Consider the following 14,802-nt stretch of genomic DNA (forward strand, 5'->3'; position numbering starts at 1 on the left):
GCGCGGCACGCAGACCTCAGCAAGACAGGCGTTGCGCGGGAGGTGGGCAGGAGGCGCCATGCCGTTGGACGGCGCGGCGCTGCGCGGGGATTACTTGTCGGTGTCGCGCGCGTCGTCGGACGACGGCTTGTCCAGGCTCACCGAGTCCGAGTGGTCGGCGTAGTCGTCGTACTCGACCTCGGGTGCGGTGTGGCCCGCGTAGGTGGCGGCGGCCTCGTCGGTGGGGATGACGCGCATGATCGCGAGGCGGTTCCAGCGGGTCATCACGCCGGTGGCGATCTCCACATCGACGAAATCCGACGACGTGGCGTCGATGACGGTGCCGTACAGGCCGGAGGTCAGCTGGATACGCGCACCCGTGGACACCGAGTTCTGCATGTCCTGCATCTCGGCCATGCGCTTCTTCTGCTTCCGCATCGACAAGAACATGAAGCCGGCGAGAAGGGCCAGCAAGAGGGGGAAGAGCAGAGCGTCCATGGGTGAGAGTCAGTCCTTTGTGTTTTCGGGGTGTACCGCGTGGACCACCGCCCCGCGCCGACGGGCGTGAGGCGGCAACGGCCACGCTGTGCTCCACACAGTGTGCCACGTCCGCCGGCAAGATCATCCCCGCAGGTGGTGCCCCGCGTCACATGCGGCGACGTCACGCAGCGCGGGTGGGGGTCACAGCTCGTCGAACAGCGGGTCCGTCCCGATGTCGCGGGGCCGGGCGCCGAAGGACGCGTTCATCGCGCCGGCGGGCGGCGTCAGACCGAGGTGATGCCACGCCGCTGCGGTGGCGACCCGGCCACGCGGCGTGCGGGCGATCATCCCCGCGCGGACGAGGAAGGGCTCGCAGACCTCTTCGACGGTCGCGGGCTCCTCGCCCACCGCCACGGCGAGCGTCGAGACCCCGACCGGTCCCCCGCCGAACGCCCGGATCAGAGCGTCGAGGACGGCCCGGTCGAGGCGGTCGAAGCCCAGTTCGTCCACGTCGTAGACCGCGAGCGCGGCCCGGGCGACGTCGACGGTGATCGAGCCGTCACCGCGGACCTCGGCGTAGTCACGGACACGGCGAAGCAGACGGTTGGCGATGCGGGGCGTGCCGCGCGAGCGGCGCGCGATCTCCTCCGAGGCGTCGGGACGCAGTCCCATGCCGAGGATTCCCGCGGAACGGTTCAGGACCTGGACGAGTTCGGCCGGGTCGTAGAACTCCATGTGCGCGGTGAACCCGAAGCGGTCGCGCAGCGGGCCGGTCAGCGAGCCGGAGCGGGTGGTGGCGCCGACCAGGGTGAACGGGGCGACGTCCAGCGGAATCGACGTGGCGCCCGGCCCCTTGCCGACCACCACGTCGACGCGGAAGTCCTCCATCGCGAGGTACAGCATCTCCTCGGCCGGCCGGGCGATGCGGTGGATCTCGTCGATGAACAGGACGTCACCCTCGACGAGATTCGACAGCATCGCGGCGAGGTCACCGGCGCGTTCGAGCGCCGGTCCCGACGTCACGCGGATCGCGGCGCCCATCTCCGAGGCGATGATCATGGCGAGCGAGGTCTTGCCGAGTCCCGGTGGACCGGACAGCAGGATGTGGTCGGGGGTCCCGCCGCGTCCCTTCGCCCCGTGCAGGACGAGCTCGAGCTGTTCGCAGACGCGCGGTTGACCGATGAAGTCGGCCAGCGACCGGGGACGCAGGCCTGCGTCGAGGTCACCGTCGGAACGGACCGGTGTCGCGTTGACCTCGCGTTCCTCGAGGTCGTCGGGGTCGCCCGTCATCACGAGGCCTTGCCCAGCAGCGCCAACGAGCGGCGGAGCGCGGTGGAGGCGTCGGCGTCGGGATTCTCGGCGAGCACCGCGGTGACCGCCTTCTCGGCCGGGCCGGCGGTGAAGCCGAGGCCGACGAGCGCCTCGGCGACCTGTTCGCGGATTCCGCCGGCGACGACGGTGCCGGCCGACGTGTCGCCCGCCGGCCGGTCGACCTTGTCCCGGAGTTCGACGCAGAGTCGTTCGGCGACGCGCTTGCCGATGCCGGGCACCGACGTCAGCGCCTTGGTGTCGGAGTCGGCGAGTGCGCGACGTAACGCCTCCGGCTCGAGGACTGCGAGAGTCGCCATCGCCAGCCGCGGACCGACCCCGGTCACCGTCTGCAGCAGCGCGAACAGCGCGCGGGCGTCGGGTTCGGTGAACCCGTACAGCGTCATCGAGTCCTCGCGGACGATCATCGAGGTGAGAAGCGTCGCCTCGTCGCCGCGCCGCAGCCGCGACAACGTCACCGGGGTCGCGAGCACCCGGTAACCGACTCCGGCACAGTCGATCACGGCATGGTCGAGGGCGATCTCGAGAACCGGACCGCGGACTGACGCGATCATGCGCGACTCCCCTCTCGTGCCTGGGCGAGCCGCTGACGGTGCTTCGCGGCGGCCGCGTCGGCCTGTTTCTGCGCGGCGGCCATCCGCTCCATCATGGGCCCGCGCCAGCAGTGACAGATCGCGAGCGCGAGTGCGTCCGCGGCGTCGGCGGGTTTCGGCTTGGTCTGCATGCCGAGAATCCGGGTGACCATCGCGGTGACCTGCGCCTTGTCCGCGCGACCGCTGCCGGTGACGGCGGCCTTGACCTCCGACGGCGTGTGGAAGCGTACGGGTACGCCACGCTGGCTCGCCGCGAGCGCGATCACGCCGCCGGCCTGCGCGGTACCCATCGCGGTCGACACCTGGTTCTGCGCGAAGACCCGTTCGATGGCGACCACATCGGGCTGATGGACATCGAGCCAGTGACACGCCGAGGTGTAGACGGCCAGCAGACGCTCGGCCAGTTCCATGTCGCTCGGCGTGCGCACCACGTCCACGTCGAGTGCGGTCACCGACCTCCCACGACCCGACTCCACCAGTGCGATACCGCACCGGGTGAGACCCGGATCGACGCCCATGACGCGCACTCGTACCCTCCCAGGAATCCGAACAGTGTTACGAACAGTTGTTCGAGATCCTATCGGGGCGCGGGGACAACTCCGATGATCAACACGCCCTCGTGAAGGCGGTGGGCGATCAGTCGTTCTCGAGCTCGGCGAGGACCTCGTCGCTGATGTCGACGTTGCTGTAGACGTTCTGCACGTCGTCGGAGTCCTCGAGTGCGTCGATCAGCTTGAAGACCTTGCGCGCGCCGTCGGCATCGACGGCGACCTCCACCGATGCGCGGAAGCTGGCCTCGGCCGAGTCGTAGTCGATACCCGCGTCCTGCAGGGCGCTGCGCACCGCGACCAGGTCGGTCGGCTCGCTGACGATCTCGAAGGTGTCCCCGAGATCGGTGACCTCTTCGGCACCGGCGTCGAGCACGGCCATCAGGACGTCGTCCTCGGACTGGCCGTTCTTCTCGAGCGTGACGACGCCCTTACGGGTGAACAGGTACGACACCGAGCCCGGGTCGGCCATGTTGCCGCCGTTGCGGGTCATCGCGGTGCGGACCTCACCGGCGGCGCGGTTGCGGTTGTCGGTGAGGCACTCGATCAGGATCGCCACGCCGTTGGGGCCGTAGCCCTCGTACATGATGGTCTGCCAGTCGGCGCCGCCCGCCTCTTCACCACCGCCGCGCTTACGGGCGCGTTCGATGTTGTCGTTGGGCACCGAGGACTTCTTCGCCTTCTGGATGGCGTCGAAGAGAGTCGGGTTGCCGGCCGGGTCACCACCGCCGGTACGTGCCGCCACCTCGATGTTCTTGATGAGCTTGGCGAACATCTTGCCGCGCTTGGCATCGATGACCGCCTTCTTGTGCTTGGTGGTGGCCCATTTGGAATGGCCGCTCATGTCCGTCCTTTCCCGGTGCCGGTGCGCGGCGGGGGGTGCCCGCGGCACGCTGCCGGGCCCACGAGCCCCACATCCGGCGTTCCTCTACCTGCCGACTCCTGCCGCAGGCGCTTGCACTATCGCTGGTTCGGCACGATCTTACCGACGCACCATCTCCACGAAGTATTCATGTACACGACGGTCGCCGGTCACTTCCGGATGGAACGACGTCGCGAGCACCTTCCCCTGGCGTACGGCGACGATCCTCCCCTCGGCCGGACCCCGTGGGACCCGGGCGAGAACCTCGACGTCGGGCGAGATCGACTCGACCCACGGCGCCCGGATGAAGACCGCGCGCATCGCCGGGGCGCCGACGCGATCGGTGATGCCGGCGAAGTCGAGATCGGTCTCGAAACTCTCCACCTGACGACCGAAGGCGTTGCGGCGCACCGTGATGTCGAGGGCGTCGAGGTGCCGCGCATCGGGACGGGTGTCGAGGATGGTGGAGGCGAGCATGATCATGCCCGCGCAGGAACCGTAGGCCGGCAGTCCGTCGGAGAGGCGCTCGACGAGTGGATCGAAGAGATCGAAGATGCCGAGCAGCTTGCTCATCGTCGTCGACTCCCCGCCCGGGATGACGATGCCGTCGATCTCGTCGAGTTCGGCCCGCCTGCGGATGGGCAGGGCCTCTGCGCCGCTGGCCTGCAAGGCGTGGACGTGCTCGCGTACGTCACCCTGTAGCGCGAGAACCCCGATCCGCGGTCGCGATCCGGCGCTCACCGATCGGTCCGGGCGTGCTGATCCTCGGGCATCTCGCGACCGGTGCGGGCGAGTCCCTCCTGTGTGACGGCCGCGACCATGCGTCCCTGCCGGTCGAAGATCCGGCCCTGCGTCAGGGCGCGGCCGCCGTCGGCCGACGGCGAGGTCTGGTCGTAGAGCAACCAGTCGTCGGCGCGGAACGGGCGCATGAACCACATCGCGTGGTCCAGGGAGGCGACCTGGGGGTTGACCTCGGGGTGTGGCACCCGCGACGACCCGAGGAGCGTCATGTCGCTCATGTAGGCGAGCGTTCCCACGTGGAACACCGTGTCGCCGGGCAGCGGATGCCGATAACGGAACCAGACCCGTTGTTGCGCAGCCAAATACGGCGAGGTCACCAACTTCTCGGGCGGCACGATGCGGAGGTCGAAGTTGCGCCACTCCTTGAACACCGCACGCTCTTCCTCCGCGAGCTCGTCGAGGCGGTCGTTGAGTTCTTCGGGGTCCGGGACCGGTGGCATACGGTCCTGGTGTTCATAGCCCTGGTCGGTGCGGACGTGGAACGAGGCCGACATCATGAAGATCGCCTCGCCGCGCTGGATTCCGGTGACCCGCCGGGTGACGAAGGAACGACCGTCGCGGACGCGGTCGACGAGGAACACGGTGGGAATGTCCGGGTCACCGGGCCGCAGGAAGTATCCGTGCAGCGAATGGACATGATGGTCGTCGTCGACCGTCCGCGTCGCCGACATCAGCGCCTGTCCGGCGACCTGTCCGCCGAAGGTGCGCTGGAGGTGACTCGGGAACGCACCACCCCGGTAGATGTCGGTCTCGATCCGCTCGACCTGGAGTATGTCCTCGATGGCTGCCACGCAGACCAGTATTCCGCACCGGGCGACCCGGCCGGAGGCCGGACCACAGAGTTCACCGGTCCGGACGCCGGGCCTCAGAGCTCGTCGAGCGTCATGATCCCGTCCTGGATGGCGCGGGCGACGAGCGACGCCTTGGTGGGGGCGGGACGACCGATCTCGGCGTACTTGGCGCGAATCCGGGTCAGATGGGTGTTGACCGTGCCCAGCGAGATGTAGAGCTCCTGGGCGACGGCGGGCTTGGAGTCGACGAGCATCCAGGTCCGGAGCACCTCGACCTCGCGGGAGGTGAGGTTCGGCTTCGCGCGACCGGTGGAGGTCTCCACCTTCACCGCGCTCTCCGCGACCGGCATCGGCGAGGCGACGCGGTGCAGGTGGGGGTGACCCGCGCGGTGGCCGAGTCCGGGCTGACTCTGGCGGGAGACCTGTCCGGGAAGCGGCATCCGGCGGGCTGCGAGACGGGCCAGGGCCTCCTGCCGGCGGGCCTGTGCCTCGGCGTCGCGTCGAGCGTTGATCTGGCGCAGGTGCTGGGGGGCCGGGTGGGCGATCGCAGTCATGGGTGCTTCCTCTTCACTCAATCGAACCGGATGGTCGGTGCCGGGTCGTTCCGGCGATGAGTTGAAGATTATGAGCGTTTCGCGTCCCGGTCGATGGGGAGAACTCCCCACCGCATGGGGAGAACTACCCATGCCATGACCGCAGGTCAGACGGTCGGCATCAGCCGGCGGCGTTCCTCGCCGCCTCGGCGTCGATGAGCGGGAGGTCTTCGCGGGTCACGATGCGCGAGGACACCGCGTACTCGACGAGCTTGGTCCGGCGGTTGCTGGCGAGTTTGCCGCCACCGCCGCGCATTCCGCTGACCCCGAGCTGGTCGAGCTTGTCGCAGACGTTGTCGAGCTTGCGGTTGAACTTGGTCAGCGGCCAGCCCAGGCGCCGCGCCGCCTGTGCCGAGGACGGGATCGCCGAGGCACCGGTCCCCTCGCGGCGCAGGATCTCCTCTGCCAGCACGACGATCAGCAGCTTCTGACTCTCGGTCAGGGTCGGAACGCCCTGGGTGGTGTGGCCGCCGCTGAACTCCGGGCGGGTCACCGACTTCACCTGCGGCGCACGGGCGAACACGCTCAGCTCGTAGGTGGTGGGTCCGGCGGTGAACACGATGGTCGTCTCGCCGAACACGAGCGGCATCCGCGCGCCCGGGCCGAGCGTGGCCGAGAATCCGACGTCGCCTGCGGAGACGCTCGCCGACAGGTGGGTGCCCAGATTGGTCAGCCACCACAGCCCGTTCTCGTTGTGCACCACCAGGAATCGGCGATGGAGATACGGGTTGTCGTCGATGGACAGATCGGCCTCACGACCGATGAAGAAGCGCCGCTCGGCATCGAGTGCGATCCGTTCGCCGCAGTACTCGACATAGGTTGCGCCGGCGTCCATCCCGGTGTCGGCGCTCTCGGAGGCGCTCGGAGTCCCGGGGTGGTCGTGCACCGAGGGGTCGTGACCTGGATTCATCAGATCGCCTCGGTCACTCGGGGCCGGCGACCGTCGCCTCGCCGGTGGTCTCCCCGTCGAGAGCGGGCATCGTCAGGGTCGGGACCGACTCGTGCACGGTCACCACGATGACGGTGACGTTGTCGTGGGCACCGAGCGCGAGCGCCGCGTCGACGAGACGTTCGGCGGCCTCGTCAGAGGTCGATGCGTTGGCGAGGATGTCGCCGATCTCCTCGTCGGGCAGTTCACCGGTGAGCCCGTCGGTACACAGGAGCAGGACGTCGCCCGGGAAGGCCGGCGTGTTGAAGAAGTCCGGTACAGGATCGACCATCCCCGCACCGAGTGCGCGGGTGATGACGTTGCGGCGCGGGTCGGTTCGCGCCTCCTCCGGCGTCAGGAAGCCCGCGTCGATGAATTCCTGGACCTGCGAGTGGTCGGTCGTCAGCTGCTGCAGCGACCCGTTCTGGTACCGGTAGGTCCGCGAGTCGCCGATGTTCAGGACCAGCCAGTGCGGACTCTGTTCGTGGGTGACGAGCACGGCGCCGGTGGCGGTGGTACCCGCGCGGCGGTCGGTCTCGGTGTCGATCTCGCCGATGCGGCGCTGCGCCGCGACCAGCAGATCGTCGAGCTGGAGCCTGGTGGCGTTCAGTTCGCCGGCGCTCGTCGCCTCGGCGAGGGTGAGCAGCGCGGCCTCGCTGGCGAGTTCGCCGCTGTCGTGACCGCCCATGCCGTCGGCGATGAGGTACATGCCCGGAAGGGCGAGTGCGGCGTCCTCGTTGGTCTCGCGGACCCGTCCGACGTTGCACGCCGCCGACCACTCGAGCCGCAAGTCACCCACGATGTGTGTGCCCGAGACGGAGGTGTCCCGAACAATGGTCGCCGCATCCATGATCAGCAGATCCTACCGCCGGAACACCCCCGGCTCGCTACGCATGTCGACTGTTCGGTCTCCGGCGTGTTGAACAGGGGCGTTCCGGCGGACGGGGTCACCAGCCGCGCTCGGCCAGGCGGTGCGGCTGCGGGATGTCGTCGACGTTGATGCCGACCATGGCCTCGCCCAGACCGCGCGAGACCTTCGCCAGCACGTCGGGGTCGTCGTGGAAGGTGGTGGCCTGCACGATCGCGGCCGCACGCTGAGCCGGGTTGCCGGACTTGAAGATCCCCGAACCCACGAACACGCCCTCGGCGCCGAGCTGCATCATCATCGCCGCATCCGCCGGGGTGGCGATACCGCCGGCGGTGAACAGCGTCACCGGCAGCTTGCCGGCCTCGGCGACCTCGACCACCAGGTCGTAGGGAGCCTGCAGTTCCTTTGCCGCCACGTACAACTCGTCCTTCGGCAGCGACGTCAGGCGGCGGATCTCGTCGCGGATCTTGCGCATGTGCGTGGTGGCGTTGGACACGTCACCGGTACCGGCCTCACCCTTGGAACGGATCATCGCCGCACCCTCGGTGATGCGACGCAGCGCCTCACCCAGATTGGTCGCACCGCACACGAACGGCACGGTGAACGCCCACTTGTCGATGTGGTTGGAGTAGTCGGCCGGGGTCAGCACCTCGGACTCGTCGACGTAGTCGACGCCGAGACTCTGCAGGATCTGCGCCTCGACGAAATGCCCGATGCGCGCCTTGGCCATCACCGGGATCGACACCGCGGAGATGATCCCGTCGATCATGTCCGGGTCGCTCATCCGCGAGACCCCACCCTGGGCGCGGATGTCGGCGGGCACCCGCTCGAGAGCCATCACGGCCACCGCGCCGGCGTCCTCGGCGATCTTCGCCTGCTCGGGGGTGACCACATCCATGATCACGCCGCCCTTGAGCATCTCGGCCATCCCCCGCTTGACCCGGGCGGTGCCCTGACCGACCTCGGGAACGGTCGCGCCGTTGTGACTCACTGATTTCTCCTCATGTCGCTGTCTCGGCGTGCCGCAGCCGATCCGCCCCAGCGGAGCCCGCGGCAGCGTGGAACCAGTCTAGGTCAGCCCGGCGAACGCGCTGGTACCAGGATCACTCGCCCTGACCCGGCGTGACGCGTTCGTTGATCTCGAAGTACGTCGGCGGCGACGCGCGGCCGCCGAGACGCAGCCAGCGGACCAGTCGCCGCTCGGCGAGCGCCCGGGTGTCGCGCACCGCATCGTTGTAGAAACGGCGGGCCATCATCACCCGCGTCTCGGCGTCGGCGAGCTCGATGACCAGGGCCGGAGACCGTCCGCGGCCGTCGGTGCGGGCCAGTGCCGCCGACACCGCGTTCTCCGCGTCCTCACGCGCCTCGGGAGCGGATCGTTCGGCACGGTCGGCCAGTGCGGCCAGCTCTCGGGCCGATGCGGACGGGCCGCCCGCCTCGGCGGCAGCCAGTTCGGCGGCGATGGCGCGGACGACGACGGCGCGACGGTCGAGACTCGCATAGAGGGACTGCCGGGCGAGGTCGACCCGTACGTTGAGGCGGTCGAGCCGGTTGGCGGTGTGATAAGCCCAGCCGACGACCAGCAGGACCAGGACGATCCCGATGACGATCCAGGTGGCCATCAGTCCGACACCACCACCGGTCCGGCACCGACCGTCACGGTGTCGTAGACGCGCAGGATCTGGTCGGCCACCCGTGACCAGTCGTATTTGTCCGCCCGGACGCGACCCGCGGCCACCAGCTGCTCACGCGCCTCGTCGTCGGAGAGCAGCGAGATGATCCCCGCGGCCAGCTCATCCGGCGACCCGGTGTCGACGAGCTTGCCCGCCCGGCCGTCGTCGAGGACGCGCCGGAAGGCGTTCAGCGAGCTGGCGATCACTGCGGCTCCGGCGGCCATCGCCTCGACGAGGACGATTCCGAAGCTCTCGCCGCCGAGGTTGGGTGCGCAGTAGACGTCGGCCGATGCGAGCGCGCGCGCCTTGGTGGCGTCGTCGACCTGACCGAGGAACACGAGGTGGCCGGCGAGGGTCCCGGCCCGCCGGCGCAGAGCGGCCTGGTTGCCGCCACCGACGACGAGGACGCGCACGTCGGGGAACCGGGCGACGACCGCCGGCAGCGCGCGCATCAGGATGTCGATGCCCTTGCGCGGTTCGTCGAAGCGACCGAGGAACAGGATCGTGCCGCCCGCATGCGGATAGCCGTCGAGCGGTCTGGCGTTGGCGAAGCTGCCGACATCGATGCCGTTGGGGATCTCCACGGCATCCGACCCCAGCGACTCCATCTGCCAGCGCCGGGCGAGTTCGGAGACCGCGATCTTGCCGGCGATGCGTTCGTGGTACGGACGAAGGATTCCCTGGAAAGCACTGAGCCACAGCGACTTCGACGTCGCGGTATGGAAGGTCGTGACGATCGGGCCGGAGGCGACCATCAGCGAGAGCATGGAGATCGACGGCGAATTGGGCTCGTGGACGTGGAGGACGTCGAAGCCGTTCTCCGCGATCCAACGACGCAGTCGTAGATAGCCTTTCGGACTGAAGTTCACCCGCGACACCGACCCGTTGTACGGGATCGCCAGCGACGGGCCCGCACGCACGACGTACTCGGGCAGTTCGGTACGACGCGATGCCGGGGCGAGGACGCTGACCTCGTGGCCGCGGCCGATGAAGACGTGGGCGAGTTCGGTGACGTGCGCCTGCACACCTCCGGGAACGTCGAAGGAGTAGGGGCAGATCATCCCGATTCTCATGTCGCTCCCCCGGTGTCGGCCAGCCGCGCCTTCTGCTTGTCGGTCCAGTCGGCTTCCCAGAGCGGCTGCAGCATGTGCCAGTCGGCGGGATGCGCGGCGATGTTCACCGCGAATGCGTCGGCGAGCGCCTGCGTCGTCGCCTCGACCCCACCGGAGACGTCGATCTCCTCACCACAGGACATCGCGGAGTACGGCGCCTCCTCGAACCAGTGGTGGACGGGGATCAGCGCTGCCCCGGTCTCGATGGCCAGGCGCGCCGACCCGGCCGGCATCCGGGTTCGTTCGCCGAAGAAGGTGACCGGGGCGCCCTGACGGGCGATGTCGCGTTCCCCCAGCAGACACACGATGCCGCCGGCGCGCAGCCGGTCGGCGAGTAGACCGAACGGTGGCTGTTCACCGCCGCTGAGCGGGAAGATCTCGAAACCCAGCGACTCGCGGTACTCGACGAACTGGGTGAACAGCGACTCCGGCTTCAGCCGCTCGGCGACCGTCGCGAACTTGCCGTAGTGATGGACGAGCCACACCCCGGCCATGTCCCAGTTGCCGGTGTGCGGCAACGCCAGCACGACGCCCTTGCCGCGGGCCACCGCGGCGTCGAGACGGGCGTGGTCGGGGTCCGGCAGCGTGGCAGTCGACGCCGCCGTGGCCCGGTCCTGGGTGGGTAGGCGGAAGGCCTCGCACCAGTACCGGGCGTAGGACCGCACGGCGTCGGCGACGAGGTCGTCGGGGACGTTCGCCGGGTCGGTGCCGATCACGCGGGCCAGGTTGCGGCGCAGCTGTTCCGGGCCGCCGTGGCGGCGACCGGCGAATTCTCCGGCACGGTCGAACACGGCGCGTGCGGCGCGTTCCGGCGCCCTCCGCACCGCGGCCCAGCCGGCCCGGTATCCGAGGTCGGCGGCGAGAGCGGCGACGTCGGTCATCGCGCTCCGTCGGGGGGAGTCGATCCGTTGGCGCCGGAATCGGTGCCGTCGTTCGCGGTGCCGTCGTTCCCGGTGTCGCCGTCGGGGTCTGCCTTCAGCGGGATCAGGTCGCGGGCACCGGGCGAGTTCGAGATCGACCACATGCGCTGGCCGACGGTGATCACGCTGCCGACGGCGAGCAGCCACATCGCCACGTGGACCGCCCAGGGCAGGCCCAGACCGGTGAGACCGGTACCGACGAGCACGATGATGAGCCGGTCGGGACGCTCGATGAGCCCCCCGTCGCCGTAGAGGCCGCTGGCCTCGGCCCGGGCCTTCGCGTACGAGATGACCTGAGAGGTGACCAGGCAGATCAGGGTCGCGACCAGGAGCAGGTGGTGCGGTTCGGTGACGGTGCACCACCACACGAGTCCGGCGAAGATCGCGCCGTCGGCGATGCGGTCACAGGTGGCGTCGAGGACGGCGCCGAACCGTGTCCCGCCACCACGGGCACGCGCCATCGCGCCGTCGAGCATGTCGAACATGACGAACAGCCAGATCACCAGGGTGCCCAGGAAGAGGTACCCCATGGGGAACAGCGTGAGGGCGGCGGCCACGGTCGCGACCGTTCCGATGACGGTCATGATGTCCGGGGTCAGACCGGTCCGCAGCAGCGCCCGCCCCATCGGCAGCGTCACCTTGGAGACCGACGCCCGACCCAGAATGCTCAGCATCCGCGAGCTCCCTCCCCCTCAGTCATCAAAGCGCTGCCACGCCTCGGCGAGCAGCAACCGGGTGTCGCGCAGCAACTGCGGCATCACCTTCGTCTCGCCGACGATGGTGATGAAGTTCGCGTCGCCCATCCAGCGAGGCACGATGTGCTGATGCAAGTGCTCGGACAGCGAGCCACCCGCGGCATAGCCCAGGTTGAGTCCCACGTTGAAGGCGTTCGGGTTCGAGACCGCCTTGATCGTGCGGATCATCCGCTGCGTGAACGCCATCAGCTCGGCCGACTCGGCGGGTGTCAGGTCCTCGAGGTCGGCGACCTGGCGGTACGGGACCACCATCGTGTGACCGGGGTTGTACGGGTAGAGGTTGAGCACCGCGTACACGGCTTCGCCGCGCGCGACGATCAGACCGTCCTCGTCGGACATCGTCGGGATGTCGAGGAAGGGGTGACCGGTCTTCGCCGCCGGCTGCGGGTCGGCGATGTAGGTCATCCGGTGCGGACTCCACAGCCGCTCCAGACGATCACCGACACCGACGCCCTCGTCGCGGATCTCGCCGGATGCCTCAGCCATCGACCGCCCCCACCGGGCCGAGCTTCGCCTCCAGGAGTTCCCCGGTCGGCGACTCGTTGCGCCGGCTCGCCACCCAGTCGGTGATCGCGGCGATCGCGGGACCCACCGGGACACCGTTGATCTGGGACCCGTCGCGGAACCGGAAGCTCACCGCATGCGCTTCGACGTCGCGCTCGCCCGCGAGCAGCATGAAGGGAACCTTGCCGGTGGTGTGGTTGCGGATCTTCTTCTGCATGCGGTCGTCGGAGTGGTCGACCTCGGCACGGACACCGGCGGCCCGCAGCGCGTCGACGACGCCCTGCAGGTGATCGGCGAACGCCTCGGCGACCGGGATGCCCATGACCTGGACCGGGGACAGCCACGCCGGAAAAGCGCCCGCGTAGTGCTCGGTGAGCACGCCGAAGAACCGCTCGATGGAACCGAACAGCGCGCGGTGGATCATCACCGGCCGCTGCTTGGTCCCGTCCGACGCGGTGTATTCGAGACCGAACAGCTCCGGCAGGTTGAAGTCGAGCTGGATCGTCGACATCTGCCAGGTGCGACCGAGCGCATCCTTGGCCTGCACCGAGATCTTCGGGCCGTAGAACGCGGCACCACCCGGATCGGGCACCAGATCCAGACCGGAGGCCTGTGCCACCTCGGCGAGCGTGTTCGTCGCCGCCTCCCACACCTCGTCGGAGCCGACGAACTTCTTCGGGTCCTTCGTCGACAGTTCGAGGTAGAAGTCGTCGAGACCGTAGTCCTTGAGCAGCCCCAGGACGAAGGTGAGGATCGACGTCAGCTCGTCGCGCATCTGGTCTTGCGTGCAGTAGATGTGCGCGTCGTCCTGCGTCATACCGCGCACTCGGGTCAGCCCGTGGATCACGCCGGACTTCTCGTACCGGTACACCGACCCGAACTCGAACATGCGCAGCGGCAGTTCCCGGTACGAACGTCCCCGACCCCGGAAGATCAGGTTGTGCATCGGGCAGTTCATCGGCTTCAGGTAGTAGTCCTGGCCGGGCTTGCGAAGCTCGCCGTTCTCGTCGTACTCGGCGTCGACGTGCATGGGCGGGAACATCCCGTCGCGGTACCAGTCGAGGTGACCGGAGACCTCGTAGAGGTGCGACTTGGTGATGTGCGGGGTGTTGACGAACTCATATCCCGCGGCGACGTGACGCGCCCGTGAGTAGTCCTCCATCTCCTTGCGGATGATGCCGCCCTTGGGGTGGAAGACCGGCAGTCCCGAGCCGAGTTCGTCGGGGAAGCTGAACAGGTCGAGTTCGGCACCCAGCTTGCGGTGGTCGCGCTTCTCCGCTTCCGCGAGCAGTTCGAGATGGGCGTCGAGCGCCTCCGCCGACTCCCATGCGGTGCCGTACACGCGCTGTAGGTCGGCATTGTCCTGGTCACCGCGCCAGTAGGCGGCCGACGACCGGGTCAGCTTGAAGGCCGCGATGTATTTGGTGGTCGGCACGTGCGGACCGCGGCACAGATCGCACCAGATCCGTTCGCCGGTGCGCGGATTGAGGTTGTCGTAGACGGACAGCTCACCGCCGCCGACCTCCATGACCTCGGCATCGTCGGCGGCGCCCTTGTCGTCGATCAGCTCGAGCTTGAACGGCTCGTCCGCCAGCTCGGCGCGCGCCTCGTCCTTCGAGTCGTAGACGCGGCGCGAGAAGCGCTGGCCGGACTTGATGATCTGCTTCATCTTCTTCTCGAGGGCCTTGAGGTCCTCGGGTGTGAACGGCTCGGCGACATCGAAGTCGTAGTAGAAGCCGTCCTTGATGGGCGGTCCGATACCCAGCTTGGCCTCGGGGAACAGATCCTGGACCGCCTGCGCGAGCACGTGGGCACACGAGTGCCGGATGACGCTGCGTCCGGTCTCGGTGTCGGCCGCAACGGGTTCGACCTCGGCGTCCTCGGCCGGCGCCCAGGACAGGTCACGAAGGTCGCCGTGCGCGTCGCGGACGACGACGATCGCATCCGGCCCCTTGTTGGGGAGGTCGTGATCACGAAGTGCGGTGCCCGCGGTCGTTCCAGCCGGCACACGGATCGTGGCTGGGCTGGTCACCTGGACGTCGTCGGGCACGGGGACGCTCCTCGAA

At 68.8% G+C, this 14,802-nt stretch carries 17 protein-coding genes; all 17 read right to left on the reverse strand.

The window, feature by feature from the left end:
* Positions 1-90: 90 nt before the first annotated feature.
* The 17 genes from yajC to thrS all read right to left on the reverse strand — a co-directional run bounded on the left by yajC (position 91) and on the right by thrS (position 14,786).
* Positions 91-477: a preprotein translocase subunit YajC gene (gene yajC / locus IHQ52_RS16325; RefSeq protein WP_024497170.1), complete on the reverse strand. Its 387-nt coding sequence runs from the start codon at positions 475-477 to the stop codon at positions 91-93.
* Between the two features lie 183 nt (positions 478-660).
* Positions 661-1,749 carry a Holliday junction branch migration DNA helicase RuvB gene (ruvB, locus tag IHQ52_RS16330; RefSeq protein WP_024497171.1) on the reverse strand — a complete coding sequence of 363 codons (1,089 nt, stop codon included), beginning with the start codon at positions 1,747-1,749 and terminating at the stop codon, positions 661-663.
* Positions 1,749-2,342, reverse strand: a complete 594-nt coding sequence (ruvA, locus tag IHQ52_RS16335; protein ID WP_024497172.1) for a Holliday junction branch migration protein RuvA — start codon at positions 2,340-2,342, stop codon at positions 1,749-1,751. Before ruvA ends, ruvB begins: the two co-directional genes overlap by 1 nt.
* Positions 2,339-2,908: a crossover junction endodeoxyribonuclease RuvC gene (gene ruvC, locus IHQ52_RS16340; RefSeq protein ID WP_006436340.1), complete on the reverse strand. Its 570-nt coding sequence runs from the start codon at positions 2,906-2,908 to the stop codon at positions 2,339-2,341. The genes ruvA and ruvC overlap by 4 nt, the downstream gene beginning before the upstream one ends.
* A 109-nt stretch (positions 2,909-3,017) precedes the next feature.
* On the reverse strand, positions 3,018-3,773 hold the full coding sequence (locus tag IHQ52_RS16345) for a YebC/PmpR family DNA-binding transcriptional regulator (protein ID WP_006436341.1): 756 nt from the start codon (positions 3,771-3,773) through the stop codon (positions 3,018-3,020).
* A gap of 138 nt (positions 3,774-3,911) precedes the next feature.
* Positions 3,912-4,532 (reverse strand): pyridoxal 5'-phosphate synthase glutaminase subunit PdxT, encoded by a 621-nt coding sequence (gene pdxT / locus IHQ52_RS16350; protein WP_006436342.1) that lies wholly within the window; start codon positions 4,530-4,532, stop codon positions 3,912-3,914.
* The gene (locus IHQ52_RS16355) at positions 4,529-5,383 is read right to left on the reverse strand and encodes an acyl-CoA thioesterase (protein WP_006436343.1); all 855 of its coding nucleotides are present in this window, start codon (positions 5,381-5,383) and stop codon (positions 4,529-4,531) included. Before IHQ52_RS16355 ends, pdxT begins: the two co-directional genes overlap by 4 nt.
* Positions 5,384-5,457: 74 nt before the next feature.
* Positions 5,458-5,937 carry a helix-turn-helix transcriptional regulator gene (locus IHQ52_RS16360; RefSeq protein ID WP_006436344.1) on the reverse strand — a complete coding sequence of 160 codons (480 nt, stop codon included), beginning with the start codon at positions 5,935-5,937 and terminating at the stop codon, positions 5,458-5,460.
* Positions 5,938-6,097: 160 nt separating this feature from the next.
* Positions 6,098-6,886 (reverse strand): hypothetical protein, encoded by a 789-nt coding sequence (locus tag IHQ52_RS16365; RefSeq protein ID WP_006436345.1) that lies wholly within the window; start codon positions 6,884-6,886, stop codon positions 6,098-6,100.
* Positions 6,887-6,899: 13 nt separating this feature from the next.
* Positions 6,900-7,754: a PP2C family protein-serine/threonine phosphatase gene (locus IHQ52_RS16370; protein WP_006436346.1), complete on the reverse strand. Its 855-nt coding sequence runs from the start codon at positions 7,752-7,754 to the stop codon at positions 6,900-6,902.
* Positions 7,755-7,851: 97 nt separating this feature from the next.
* Positions 7,852-8,763: a pyridoxal 5'-phosphate synthase lyase subunit PdxS gene (gene pdxS / locus IHQ52_RS16375; RefSeq protein WP_006436347.1), complete on the reverse strand. Its 912-nt coding sequence runs from the start codon at positions 8,761-8,763 to the stop codon at positions 7,852-7,854.
* Between the two features lie 112 nt (positions 8,764-8,875).
* On the reverse strand, positions 8,876-9,394 hold the full coding sequence (locus tag IHQ52_RS16380; RefSeq protein WP_006436348.1) for a LemA family protein: 519 nt from the start codon (positions 9,392-9,394) through the stop codon (positions 8,876-8,878).
* Positions 9,394-10,518 (reverse strand): glycosyltransferase family 4 protein, encoded by a 1,125-nt coding sequence (locus IHQ52_RS16385; protein ID WP_006436349.1) that lies wholly within the window; start codon positions 10,516-10,518, stop codon positions 9,394-9,396. Before IHQ52_RS16385 ends, IHQ52_RS16380 begins: the two co-directional genes overlap by 1 nt.
* A complete protein-coding gene (locus IHQ52_RS16390; RefSeq protein ID WP_006436350.1) occupies positions 10,515-11,438 on the reverse strand; it encodes a phosphatidylinositol mannoside acyltransferase in 924 nt (307 codons plus the stop codon). Before IHQ52_RS16390 ends, IHQ52_RS16385 begins: the two co-directional genes overlap by 4 nt.
* Positions 11,435-12,151, reverse strand: a complete 717-nt coding sequence (pgsA, locus tag IHQ52_RS16395; RefSeq protein ID WP_238063614.1) for a phosphatidylinositol phosphate synthase — start codon at positions 12,149-12,151, stop codon at positions 11,435-11,437. The genes IHQ52_RS16390 and pgsA overlap by 4 nt, the downstream gene beginning before the upstream one ends.
* Before the next feature lie 18 nt (positions 12,152-12,169).
* Entirely contained in the window at positions 12,170-12,718 is a 549-nt protein-coding gene (locus IHQ52_RS16400) for an ATP adenylyltransferase (protein ID WP_006436352.1), read from the reverse strand.
* Positions 12,711-14,786 carry a threonine--tRNA ligase gene (thrS, locus tag IHQ52_RS16405; protein WP_191834384.1) on the reverse strand — a complete coding sequence of 692 codons (2,076 nt, stop codon included), beginning with the start codon at positions 14,784-14,786 and terminating at the stop codon, positions 12,711-12,713. The genes IHQ52_RS16400 and thrS overlap by 8 nt, the downstream gene beginning before the upstream one ends.
* Positions 14,787-14,802: the final 16 nt, after the last annotated feature.

Origin of the sequence: Gordonia amicalis (assembly GCF_022059885.1) — a bacterium.
Lineage (GTDB): Bacteria > Actinomycetota > Actinomycetes > Mycobacteriales > Mycobacteriaceae > Gordonia > Gordonia amicalis.